At 46.3% G+C, this 12,420-nt stretch carries 8 protein-coding genes; all 8 read right to left on the bottom strand.

Going from position 1 to position 12,420, the window contains the following annotated elements; translation table 11 throughout:
• Positions 1 to 117 precede the first annotated feature (117 nt).
• Positions 118 to 4,320 carry a DNA-directed RNA polymerase subunit beta' gene (gene rpoC, locus EX191_RS21510; RefSeq protein WP_005397277.1) on the bottom strand — a complete coding sequence of 1,401 codons (4,203 nt, stop codon included), beginning with the start codon at positions 4,318 to 4,320 and terminating at the stop codon, positions 118 to 120.
• A 103-nt stretch (positions 4,321 to 4,423) separates the two neighbouring features.
• The gene (rpoB, locus tag EX191_RS21505; protein WP_005397275.1) at positions 4,424 to 8,452 is read right to left on the bottom strand and encodes a DNA-directed RNA polymerase subunit beta; all 4,029 of its coding nucleotides are present in this window, start codon (positions 8,450 to 8,452) and stop codon (positions 4,424 to 4,426) included.
• A 252-nt stretch (positions 8,453 to 8,704) separates the two neighbouring features.
• On the bottom strand, positions 8,705 to 9,073 hold the full coding sequence (gene rplL, locus EX191_RS21500) for a 50S ribosomal protein L7/L12 (protein ID WP_005397273.1): 369 nt from the start codon (positions 9,071 to 9,073) through the stop codon (positions 8,705 to 8,707).
• Positions 9,074 to 9,130: 57 nt separating this feature from the next.
• A complete protein-coding gene (gene rplJ, locus EX191_RS21495; RefSeq protein ID WP_005397270.1) occupies positions 9,131 to 9,625 on the bottom strand; it encodes a 50S ribosomal protein L10 in 495 nt (164 codons plus the stop codon).
• A 293-nt stretch (positions 9,626 to 9,918) separates the two neighbouring features.
• The gene (gene rplA, locus EX191_RS21490; RefSeq protein WP_005384683.1) at positions 9,919 to 10,620 is read right to left on the bottom strand and encodes a 50S ribosomal protein L1; all 702 of its coding nucleotides are present in this window, start codon (positions 10,618 to 10,620) and stop codon (positions 9,919 to 9,921) included.
• 4 nt (positions 10,621 to 10,624) lie between these two features.
• On the bottom strand, positions 10,625 to 11,053 hold the full coding sequence (gene rplK, locus EX191_RS21485; protein ID WP_005384682.1) for a 50S ribosomal protein L11: 429 nt from the start codon (positions 11,051 to 11,053) through the stop codon (positions 10,625 to 10,627).
• A gap of 164 nt (positions 11,054 to 11,217) precedes the next feature.
• Positions 11,218 to 11,766 (bottom strand): transcription termination/antitermination protein NusG, encoded by a 549-nt coding sequence (gene nusG / locus EX191_RS21480; protein WP_005384681.1) that lies wholly within the window; start codon positions 11,764 to 11,766, stop codon positions 11,218 to 11,220.
• Between the two features lie 13 nt (positions 11,767 to 11,779).
• The gene (gene secE, locus EX191_RS21475; RefSeq protein ID WP_005397258.1) at positions 11,780 to 12,160 is read right to left on the bottom strand and encodes a preprotein translocase subunit SecE; all 381 of its coding nucleotides are present in this window, start codon (positions 12,158 to 12,160) and stop codon (positions 11,780 to 11,782) included.
• Positions 12,161 to 12,420 lie beyond the last annotated feature (260 nt).

Below are 12,420 nucleotides of genomic sequence, written 5' to 3'. Positions count from 1 at the left end.
CCTTATCACTATTACCTTCTCTAAGAACCCTCTCGAAGAAAAAGGCAGGATAAAAACTAAAAAGGCACCCGAAGGTGCCTTTTTTCTTAAGCTTCTAACGATTACTCGTTAAATGGCTTACTCTTCAGAAGAGAAACCAGCGTTTAGAAGTGCCGCTAGGTTGTCCGTTGCTTGCTCAGCAGAAGGACCATCTTGCGCTTCAGAACGTTTAGCTTGACGCTCTTGGTGGTATGCGAAACCAGTACCAGCTGGGATCAGACGACCAACAATTACGTTCTCTTTCAGACCACGTAGGTCATCACGCTTACCAGAAACCGCTGCTTCTGTTAGTACGCGAGTTGTCTCCTGGAACGATGCCGCAGAGATGAACGACTCAGTCGCTAGAGATGCTTTAGTGATACCTAGTAGTTCACGTTCGAAACGTGCAGGCTCTTTGCCTTCAGCTTCTAGGTTACGGTTAGCAATCTTAACTTGTGAGTACTCAATCTGCTCACCAGGTAGGAACTCAGAGTCACCAGAGTGAGTAATAGTACACTTACGTAGCATCTGACGAACGATAGTTTCAATGTGCTTATCGTTAATCTTAACGCCTTGTAGACGGTAAACTTCCTGTACTTCGTTAGCAATGTACTGCGTTACCGCGTGTACGCCACGTAGACGTAGGATGTCGTGTGGAGACTCTGGACCATCTGCGATCACGTCACCACGTTCAACTTTTTCACCTTCGAATACGTTCAACTGACGATGCTTAGGAATCATCTCTTCGTAAGCTTCACCGCTTTCACGTGTGATCACTAAGCGACGTTTACCTTTGGTCTCTTTACCGAAGCTCACAGTACCTGTGTGCTCAGCAAGGATTGCAGGCTCTTTCGGCTTACGTGCTTCAAATAGGTCAGCAACTCGTGGAAGACCACCGGTGATATCTTTGTTACCGCCAGACTTCTGAGGAATACGTGCTAGTGTCGCACCAACACCTACTGCTGCGCCATCTTCGATGTTTACAATCGCTTTACCAGGTAGGAAGTAGTGAGCTGGCATATCAGTACCAGGGATCATTACATCGTTACCTTGCTCGTCAACAAGTTTGATAGCTGGACGCATATCTTTACCTGCTGAAGGGCGAGCTGCTGGGTCAGTTACTTCGCTTGAAGATAGACCAGTTAGGTCATCAGTTTGACGAGATACTGTTACGCCGTCGATCATATCTACGAACTGGATGCGACCTGCTACCTCAGTAATGATAGGTAGTGTGTGCGCTTCCCAGTTTGCAACTGTTTCGCCAGCTTGAACTGTATCGCCATCGCCTTTGCTTAGTAGCGTACCGTAAGGCAGTTTGTGTTTCTCTTTCGTACGACCAAACTCATCAATAATAGTTAGCTCTGTCGCACGAGAAGTGATAACGATCTTACCGTCATCTGCCAGTACAGATTTAGCGTTGTGTAGCTTGATAGAACCGTTGTTCTTAACTTGAACACTGTTCTCTGCCGCTGCTGTCGATGCCGCACCACCGATGTGGAACGTACGCATGGTAAGCTGTGTACCTGGTTCACCGATAGACTGAGCAGCAATAACACCTACTGCTTCACCTTGGTTCACTAGGTGGCCACGTGCTAGGTCACGACCGTAACACTGTGCACAACAACCGAAGTCAGAATCACACGTTACTACAGAGCGCACTTTCATGCTGTCTACTGAGTTCTCTTCCATGATTTGACACCACTTCTCATCGATCAGGGTGTTACGTGGAATAAGAACGTCTTCAGTGCCAGGTTTTAGTACGTCTTCAGCAACAACACGACCAAGAGCAAGCTCAGAAAGTGCAACTTTAACATCACCACCCTCGATGTGAGGCATCATGTCGACACCTTCGTGAGTGCCACAGTCATGTTCAGTTACAACAACGTCTTGAGCAACGTCTACTAGACGACGAGTTAGGTAACCCGAGTTCGCTGTTTTCAGTGCCGTATCCGCAAGACCCTTACGAGCACCGTGCGTTGAGATAAAGTACTGAAGTACGTTTAGACCTTCTTTAAAGTTCGCTGTGATCGGCGTTTCGATGATTGAACCATCTGGACGCGCCATCAGACCACGCATACCCGCAAGCTGACGAATCTGTGCTGCAGAACCACGAGCGCCCGAGTCCGCCATCATGTAGATGCTGTTGAATGACTCTTGCTGTTCCTCTTCACCGTCACGGTTAACTACCGTTTCAGATGAAAGGTTTTCCATCATTGCTTTCGCAACACGGTCGTTGGTCGATGCCCAGATATCGATAACTTTGTTGTAGCGTTCGCCCGCAGTAACAAGACCTGATTGGTACTGTTCCTGGATTTCACGTACTTCTTCTTCCGCTTCTGCGATTTCAGTGTACTTAGCTGCTGGTACAACCATATCGTCGATACCAACAGATACACCAGAAAGTGCCGCGTATGCGAAACCTGTGTACATGATTTGGTCAGCGAAGATTACTGTGTCTTTCAGACCTAGTTTACGGTACGCCTCGTTAAGTAGGTTAGAGATTTGCTTCTTACCTAGCTTTTGGTTAACGATGCTGTACGGTAGACCAGCTGGCACGATTTGCCATAGCATTGCACGACCAACGGTGGTGTCTACCATCTTGGTTTCTGTAGTGCTGTTGCCGTCTTCGTCTACAACGGTTTCTGTAATACGTACTTTAACGCGTGCGTGAAGCTCAGCTTGTTTAGTGCGGTATGCTTTCTCAGCCTCTTCTGGGCCAGAAAGGTACATGCCTTCACCTTTCACGTTGATCTTTTCACGAGTCATGTAGTACAGACCCAATACAACGTCCTGAGAAGGTACGATGATCGGATCACCTGACGCTGGCGACAGAATGTTGTTTGTCGACATCATCAGAGTACGAGCTTCAAGCTGCGCCTCTAGAGTTAGAGGTACGTGAACCGCCATCTGGTCACCATCGAAGTCCGCGTTGTACGCCGCACAAACAAGTGGGTGTAGCTGAATCGCTTTACCTTCGATCAGTACTGGTTCGAACGCCTGGATACCTAAACGGTGAAGTGTCGGTGCACGGTTCAATAGTACTGGGTGTTCACGGATTACTTCGTCTAGGATATCCCAAACGACCGCTTCTTCACGCTCTACCATTTTCTTAGCAGCTTTGATTGTAGTCGCAAGACCACGAGTCTCTAGCTTGCTGTAGATGAATGGTTTGAATAGCTCAAGTGCCATCTTCTTAGGAAGACCACACTGGTGTAGACGAAGGTATGGACCTACTGTGATTACAGAACGGCCAGAGTAGTCTACACGTTTACCTAGAAGGTTCTGACGGAAACGACCTTGTTTACCCTTGATCATATCAGCAAGAGATTTCAGAGGACGCTTGTTAGAACCTGTGATCGCACGACCACGACGACCGTTATCTAGTAGCGCATCAACAGACTCTTGCAGCATACGTTTTTCGTTACGTACGATGATGTCCGGAGCAGCTAGCTCTAGAAGACGCTTCAAACGGTTGTTACGGTTGATCACACGACGGTATAGATCGTTAAGATCAGAAGTCGCAAAGCGACCGCCATCTAGAGGTACTAGAGGACGTAGATCTGGCGGAAGTACTGGAAGTACAGTTAGGATCATCCACTCTGGGTTGTTACCCGATGCGATGAACGCTTCTACCAGCTTAAGACGCTTAGTTACTTTCTTACGCTTAGTTTCAGAGTTTGTTGTCTCTAACTCTTCACGCATTTGTTCTGCTTCAGCGTGCATATCCATAGAACCTAGTAGGTCCTTGATAGCTTCCGCACCCATCTTAGCAGTGAACTCGTCGCCCCACTCTTCTAGACGATCTAGATACTCTTCTTCAGTAAGCATCTGACCTTTTTCTAGATCAGTCATACCAGGCTCTGTTACTACGTACATTTCGAAGTACAGAACACGTTCGATATCACGTAGAGGGATATCCATTAGTAGACCGATACGAGACGGTAGCGATTTTAGGAACCAGATGTGAGCTACTGGTGAAGCCAGTTCAATGTGGCCCATACGGTCACGACGAACTTTAGTTTGTGTAACTTCTACACCACACTTCTCACAGATAACACCACGGTGCTTCAGGCGCTTGTACTTACCACAAAGACATTCGTAGTCTTTAACTGGACCAAAGATACGCGCACAGAACAGACCATCGCGTTCAGGTTTGAACGTACGATAGTTGATCGTTTCAGGTTTTTTAACTTCACCGAAAGACCATGAACGGATCATGTCTGGTGAAGATAGACCGATTTTGATTGCATCAAATTCTTCGGTCTTATGCTGTGCTTTTAGAAAGTTTAATAAGTCTTTCACAATCAGCTCCTGTAAGGAGTTAAAAGGAGCTCACTCGCTAAAGTGAGCACCTTCTTCCAAATAATCGCTTTGATTCTCTCGACTTTCATCAAGAGAGAAAGGATTACTCTTCGTCTTCTAGCTCGATGTTGATACCTAGCGAGCGGATCTCTTTCAACAGTACGTTGAACGATTCTGGCATGCCAGGTTCCATGCTGTGGTTACCGTCTACGATGTTTTTGTACATCTTAGTACGGCCGTTAACGTCATCCGACTTAACCGTTAGCATTTCTTGTAGCGTGTACGCAGCACCGTATGCTTCTAGTGCCCATACTTCCATCTCACCGAAACGCTGACCACCGAACTGAGCTTTACCACCTAGTGGCTGCTGAGTTACTAGGCTGTACGAACCAGTTGAACGAGCGTGCATCTTGTCATCAACAAGGTGGTTCAGTTTCAGCATGTACATGTAACCAACAGTTACAGGACGCTCAAACGCATCACCTGTGCGACCATCAAACAGTGTTAACTGACCTGATGTTGGTAGATCGGCTAGCTCAAGAAGTGCTTTGATTGACTCTTCTGGAGCGCCATCAAATACAGGAGTCGCGATTGGTAGACCGCCACGCAAGTTCTTGATCAGAGTACGTACTTCATCATCAGATAGAGAAGCAATATCTACTTTCTGGCGAGTGTCGCCTAGGTCGTAAACTTTTTGTAGGAACTCGCGGAATTTCGCTAGTTCTTGCTGCTCTTTAACCATCTGGTTGATCTTGTCACCGATACCTTTCGCTGCCAGACCTAAGTGTACTTCTAGGATCTGACCGATGTTCATACGCGAAGGTACACCCAGTGGGTTAAGTACGATGTCTACAGGCTGACCTTTTTCATCGTATGGCATGTCTTCAACAGGGTTGATCTTAGAGATTACACCCTTGTTACCGTGACGACCCGCCATCTTATCACCAGGCTGAATGCGACGTTTAACCGCTAGGTAAACCTTAACGATCTTGAGTACGCCAGGTGCTAAATCATCACCTTGAGTGATCTTACGACGCTTAGTTTCGAACTTCTTATCGAAGTCAGCTTTTAGCTCGTCCCACTGCTCAGCAAGTTGCTCAAGCTGAGTTTGTAGTGCGTCATCTTCTAGCGTTAGCTCTAGCCACTTCTTACGATCAGTCGTGTCTAGTTTCGCTTCAGAGTAACCGCCTTCAATCAATACAGCTTTAACACGGTTTAGAAGGCCGCCCTCAAGAATCTGGAATTCTTCAGTTAGGTCTTTCTTCGCTTCTTTAAGCTGCATCTGTTCGATTTCAAGCGCACGCTTGTCTTTCTCTACGCCATCGCGAGTGAAGACTTGAACGTCGATGATCGTACCTGATACAGAGTTAGGTACACGTAGTGAAGTATCTTTAACATCAGATGCTTTTTCACCGAAGATAGCACGTAGTAGCTTCTCTTCAGGCGTTAGCTGAGTTTCACCCTTAGGTGTTACTTTACCAACTAGGATGTCGCCACCCTTAACTTCAGCACCGATGTAAACGATACCTGACTCGTCTAGTTTAGACAGAGCAGATTCACCTACGTTTGGAATATCAGCTGTGATCTCTTCAGATCCCAGCTTAGTATCACGCGCCACACAAGTAAGTTCTTGAATGTGGATTGTCGTGAAGCGGTCTTCTTGAACTACGCGCTCAGATACTAAGATCGAGTCTTCGAAGTTGTAACCGTTCCAAGGCATGAACGCGATACGCATGTTTTGACCAAGCGCTAGTTCACCAAGGTCTGTTGAAGGACCATCAGCAAGAACGTCACCGCGTGATACAGGCTCACCTGGCATCACACATGGGCGCTGGTTAATACATGTGTTCTGGTTAGAGCGTGTGTATTTAGTTAGGTTGTAGATATCGATACCAGCTTCACCTGGTACTAGCTCTTCTTCGTTTACTTTAACAACGATACGAGAAGCATCTACTGACTGGATTACACCACCACGTTTCGCAACTGCAGTTACACCTGAGTCAACGGCTACGTTACGTTCAATACCAGTACCAACAAGCGGTTTGTCAGCTTTCAGTGTCGGAACTGCCTGACGTTGCATGTTCGCGCCCATCAATGCACGGTTCGCATCATCGTGTTCTAGGAACGGGATAAGCGATGCAGCGATAGATACAACCTGGTTTGTCGCAACGTCCATGTACTGAGCGTGCTCACGAGGGTGTAGACCAGATTCACCTTTCTGACGAGCTGTGATCAGCTCATCTGCAAAAGTACCATCTTCGTTTAGCTTAGCGTTCGCCTGAGCGATAACAAATTGGCCTTCTTCGATTGCAGACAGGTAATCTACTTCGTCTGTTACTACGCCATCTACAACGCGACGGTATGGTGTCTCTAGGAAACCGTACTCGTTACAACGCGCAAACGCAGATAGAGAGTTGATCAGACCGATGTTTGGACCTTCAGGCGTTTCGATAGGACATAGACGACCGTAGTGCGTTACGTGTACGTCACGAACTTCGAAGCCAGCACGTTCACGAGTTAGACCGCCAGGACCCAATGCAGAAATACGACGCTTGTGCGTTACTTCTGATAGCGGGTTGTTTTGGTCCATGAACTGTGAAAGCTGTGAAGAGCCAAAGAATTCTTTAACTGCCGCTGAAATTGGCTTCGCGTTGATCAAGTCTTGAGGCATGATTGCGTCAAGATCGCCTAGGCTTAGACGCTCTTTAACTGCACGCTCAACACGTACTAGACCTACACGGAACTGGTTCTCAGCCATTTCGCCTACAGAACGGATACGACGGTTGCCTAGGTGGTCGATATCGTCCACTTCGCCCTTACCGTTACGGATCGCGATCAGCTTCTTCATCACTTCGATGATATCAGTTTCATCGAGTGTGCCTTGCTCTTGAGCATCTTCACGGCCGATAGAGCTGTTGAACTTCATACGACCAACAGTCGATAGATCGTAACGCTCTTCAGAGAAGAATAGGCTTTCGAATAGAGCTTCTGCAGCTTCTTTTGTTGGCGGCTCACCAGGGCGCATCATGCGGTAGATTTCTACCAATGCAGAAATACGATCAACCGTGCTGTCGATACGTAGTGTTTCTGACATGAATGGACCGTGGTCTAGATCGTTCGTAAATAGAACTTCTAGCGCTTTGTGGCCAGCCTGAGATAGGTTCGCTAGTGCTTCCAGGCTGATTTCCTGGTTAGCGTTAACAATGATCTCGCCAGTTGCTTCATTAATGTAATCTTTTGATGCAACTTTACCTACGATGTACTCAACTGGTACTTCGATGTGATCAACACCATCTTTTTCTAGTTGGCGGATATGACGAGCTGTTACGCGACGACCTTGCTCAACGTAAACTTTACCATTCGCTTCGATGTCGAATGACGCAGTTTCACCACGTAGACGATCTGGAACCAACTCCATCAATAGGGTTTGGTCTTTCACTTCGAAGTTCACTTTCTCGAAGAAGAGATCTAGGATTTCTTCTGTCGACTTACCTAGTGCACGAAGAATGATCGATGCTGGTAGCTTACGACGGCGGTCGATACGAACGTACAAGTTATCCTTAGGATCAAACTCGAAATCAAGCCATGAACCACGGTAAGGAATAACACGTGCGTTGTATAAAACTTTACCTGAAGAGTGGGTCTTACCCTTATCGCTGTCGAAGAACACGCCTGGGCTTCGGTGCAGCTGGGATACGATAACCCTCTCGGTACCGTTAATTACGAAGGTACCATTGTCTGTCATGAGTGGAATTTCACCCATGTAGACTTCTTGTTCTTTAATGTCTTTTACAGTACCTGCTGGCGCGTCTTTATCAAAGATAACTAGGCGTAGTTTTACACGTAGTGGCTTTGAGTAAGTTACACCGCGGATTTGACATTCTTTAACGTCAAAAACTGGCTCACCAAGACGGTAGCTAACGTATTGCAGCTCAGAATTGCCGTTGTAGCTCTGAATCGGGAATACAGAACGGAAAGCGGCTTCAAGACCGTATTGACCTTCAGGATCCTGTTCGATGAATTTGTCGAACGAATCGAGCTGGATCGATAGCAGGTATGGAATGTCCAAAACTTGTGGACGAGTACCAAAGTCCTTACGGATGCGCTTTTTCTCGGTATAAGAGTAAACCATGGGGTTCCTCAGCTCGCTGATAAGTGACCCAAACTGTCCGCCCGCTCCTAGTTACTTAAGGGGGGTAAGGGACAGTGACTAATATAGCTGTTTACTGTAGTGACATTTCATTTCGTAAGAATGAAATGTTTTTTGCATGGATATCAGGCGCTTAAACAGCGGGAAAATTCGCCTATACCCTACAGCGCAAAAAGGCCGGTGGTTAAAAAACCACCAGCCAATTAGCCGTTAGGCTAAGAAACTATGCAATAATTACTTAACAGCAACAGTTGCACCAGCTTCTTCTAGCTGAGCTTTAAGAGCTTCAGCTTCTGCTTTCTCAACACCTTCTTTAAGAGGTGCTGGAGCGCCGTCTACAAGAGCTTTAGCTTCTTTAAGACCTAGGCCAGTTGCGCCACGTACTGCTTTGATTACAGCAACTTTGTTACCGCCAGCAGCTTCTAGGATTACGTCGAATTCAGTTTGCTCAGCAGCAGCTTCGCCACCAGCAGCGCCGCCAGCTACAACAGCAGCAGCAGCAGAAACACCGAATTTCTCTTCCATTGCTTCGATTAGTTCAACAACTTGCATTACAGACATTTCTGCAACTGCGTCTAGGATTTGCTCGTTAGTAATAGACATAACAATTCTCTTTTAAGTCAACAATAAGTTTATTAAGCAACCAGTAAAAAGCAAGGCTTATGCCGCTGCTTCTTGTTTTTGATCGCGGATAGCTGCGATAGTACGCGCCAGCTTGCCAGCCGAAGCTTCTTTCATGCACATCATTAGGCGTGCAATTGCTTCGTCGTAAGTTGGTAGTGTTGCTAGTACTTCAGCGTCAGTTAAAGCGCCTTCATAAGCAGCAGCTTTGATCTCGAAATCTTTGTTCTCTTTAGCGAAGTCTTTGAAAAGACGCGCTGCAGCACCTGGGTGCTCATTAGAGAATGCGATTAGTGTAGGACCAGTGAAAGTGTCAGTTAGACACTCGTACTCAGTACCTTCAACCGCACGACGAGCAAGAGTGTTACGAACAACTCTCATGTAAACGCCAGCTTCACGAGCTTGTTTACGTAGAGAAGTCATCGCGCCAACTTGAACGCCACGAGAATCAGCTACAACTGCAGAAAGTGCACCACTGGCAGCTTCGTTGACTTCAGCAACAATTGCTTTTTTGTCTTGAAGGTTTAAAGCCATCTTGGATTTACTCCTGGTTGTCGTTACACCACTCACTATCATCACGACAGTGAGAGCTATTGAGGTGCTTCCCCAGAAGAAAGTTAACTATATTACATAGAGCTTTCTGTCAGTTCGGGCACCATCTACGTAGGATAATTAAGTTTGTTTTTACACAAACACCTACGGTCTTGGACGGAGACTGGGTCTTAATTCATTTCGAACTAGGAGACAGTTCAAAGAACCAAAGTTCAGCCCCAACCACAAATATTAGGCGCAAAATTATACACTAATTTTGCGCCTAAGCAAATAAATTATGCTTGAGTGTTCAGGCTAGCCTGATCAACAGCAACACCAGCACCCATAGTAGTAGAGATGCTTACTTTCTTCAGGAAAGTACCTTTCGCTGAAGATGGCTTAGCTTTCTTCAGAGCAACTAGAAGTGCTTCTAGGTTCTCTTTGATCTGCTCAGCAGAGAAGTTTGCTTTACCGATAGTAGTGTGGATGATGCCGTTTTTGTCGTTACGGTAACGAACCTGACCAGCTTTAGCGTTTTTAACCGCTTCAGCAACGTTAGGAGTTACAGTACCAACTTTAGGGTTTGGCATAAGACCGCGAGGACCTAGGATAGTACCTAGTTGACCTACAACGCGCATTGCATCTGGAGAAGCAACAACTACGTCAAAGTTCATTTCGCCTTTCTTAACTTGCTCAGCAAGATCTTCCATACCTACGATGTCTGCGCCAGCTTCTTTAGCTGCTTCAGCGTTAGCACCTTGAGTGAACACTGCAACGCGGATTTCGCGGCCAGTACCGTGAGGTAGTACAGTTGCACCACGTACGTTCTGGTCAGATTTACGAGCATCAATGCCTAGGTTAACAGCAACGTCTACAGACTCAACGAATTTCGCAGTCGCTAGTTCTTGAAGAAGAGCAACAGCTTCGTTGATTTCGTATTCTTTAGTTACGTCAACTTTTTCGCGGATTACGCGCATGCGCTTAGTTAGTTTTGCCATCTTATTAACCCTCTACCACTAGGCCCATTGAACGAGCAGTACCAGCGATAGAACGCTTCATCGCTTCGATGTCAGCACCAGTCATATCAGCAGCTTTAGTTTCTGCGATTTCTTGGATTTGAGCGTCAGTTACAGTACCAACTTTTTCAGTGTTTGGACGACCTGAACCAGACTTAACGCCAGCAGCTTTCTTAAGAAGAACAGCAGCAGGTGGAGTCTTAGTTACGAACGTGAAAGAACGGTCGCTGTATACTGTGATAACTACTGGAGTTGGTAGACCTTTCTCAATAGATTCTGTTTTTGCGTTGAACGCTTTACAGAATTCCATGATGTTCACACCGTGTTGACCTAGTGCAGGACCTACTGGTGGACTAGGGTTAGCCATACCAGCAGCAACTTGTAGCTTGATGTAAGCTTCAACTTTCTTAGCCATGATAATTCCTAAGTTTGGGTACAAACGCTAATCGCGGATCAGCTCCCCGTTTGTGTAAGAAACTTTTTACTTCACTTGAAGTAAAAAGGCGCGAAATTATAGTCATAATCCGCGCCTTATACAACCCTAAAAAGGTGATTTTTTATACTCTTTAACGAAGAGTCTTAGTCCAGCTTTTCAACCTGACCAAATTCAAGCTCAACTGGTGTCGCACGACCAAAGATCGAGACAGACACTTTCAGGCGGCTCTTCTCGTAATCCACTTCTTCAACAGTACCGTTGAAGTCAGCAAATGGACCTTCGTTAACACGTACCACTTCACCCGCTTCGTACATTGTACGTGGACGAGGCGCTTCACTCGCTTTCTCAAGACGATTAAGAATCGCGTCAGCCTCTTTATCCGTGATAGGTGCCGGACGGTCTGAGGTACCACCAATGAAGCCCATGACACGCGGCACACTGCGTACTAGGTGCCATGATTCATCGTTCATAATCATCTGAACAAGGACGTAACCTGGGAAGAACTTACGCTCAGATTTGCGACGCTGACCCGCGCGCATTTCCACTACTTCTTCAGTAGGAACCAGTACTTCACCGAATAGCTCTTCCATGCCGTGCATTTTGATATGCTCGCGCAGAGATTGAGCTACACGACCTTCAAATCCAGAGAAGGCTTGAACCACATACCAGCGTTTTTTTGGAGCTTCACTCATGAATAAAAACCCTCTATACCCCAGTTGCTAGAGCTACTAGACGAACCATAATTCCGTCAATACCCCATAGCACTAGAGCCATTACAATACTTACAGCTAAAACGATCAGTGTTGTTTGCATGGTTTCTTGGCGAGTAGGCCAAACAACTTTACGTACTTCCATACGCGATTCTTTTGCAAAACTGATCGCTGCTTTACCTTTAGTCGTTGTTGCTGCAACGCCTAAGGCAGCTGCAATAAGAACAACAACGCCTGCAGCACGAACCACTACAGACATTTCACCATACAGGTAATTACCCACAACAGCGGCAGCTGCCAATACGAAAGCGGCTAACCACTTAAACGTATCTGCTGCGTTTGAGCTATCAGGAGTTTCAGCATTATTTGCTTTCATAAAACCAACCTGTTACAAGTCTTAATATAGACGACAACAACCCCGCTGTTGCAGGGCAAACTCCATATCGCTGAAAAAATCAGCGTACTCTTCTTAAGATTAAGCATCTTTGCTTAATCTTGCTCTGCGCCCAACCCACTTCTGAACAAGAAAACAGCAAAAATAATGTTGAGTGCAGAAAAAGGGCATCAAATGATGCCCTTTTTGCTACTGGTTCGTCAAATCTAATTCAAGATTTTCCGAAAGCATCGCTAATTCGC

Origin of the sequence: Vibrio chemaguriensis (assembly GCF_012275705.1) — a bacterium.
GTDB classification, from domain to species: domain Bacteria; phylum Pseudomonadota; class Gammaproteobacteria; order Enterobacterales; family Vibrionaceae; genus Vibrio; species Vibrio diabolicus.
Note: the sequence above shows the minus strand (reverse complement) of the source record. Positions and strands in the feature narration are given on the sequence as shown.

Excerpts from the sequence above, each read along its gene's own strand:
- rplK (WP_005384682.1), bottom strand. The coding sequence starts at position 11,053 with ATGGCTAAGAAAGTTGAAGCTTACATCAAGCTACAAGTTGCTGCTGGT.
- rplA (WP_005384683.1), bottom strand. The coding sequence starts at position 10,620 with ATGGCAAAACTAACTAAGCGCATGCGCGTAATCCGCGAAAAAGTTGAC.
- rplL (WP_005397273.1), bottom strand. The coding sequence starts at position 9,073 with ATGTCTATTACTAACGAGCAAATCCTAGACGCAGTTGCAGAAATGTCT.
- nusG (WP_005384681.1), bottom strand. The coding sequence starts at position 11,766 with ATGAGTGAAGCTCCAAAAAAACGCTGGTATGTGGTTCAAGCCTTCTCT.
- rplJ (WP_005397270.1), bottom strand. The coding sequence starts at position 9,625 with ATGGCTTTAAACCTTCAAGACAAAAAAGCAATTGTTGCTGAAGTCAAC.
- rpoB (WP_005397275.1), bottom strand. The coding sequence starts at position 8,452 with ATGGTTTACTCTTATACCGAGAAAAAGCGCATCCGTAAGGACTTTGGT.
- secE (WP_005397258.1), bottom strand. The coding sequence starts at position 12,160 with ATGAAAGCAAATAATGCTGAAACTCCTGATAGCTCAAACGCAGCAGAT.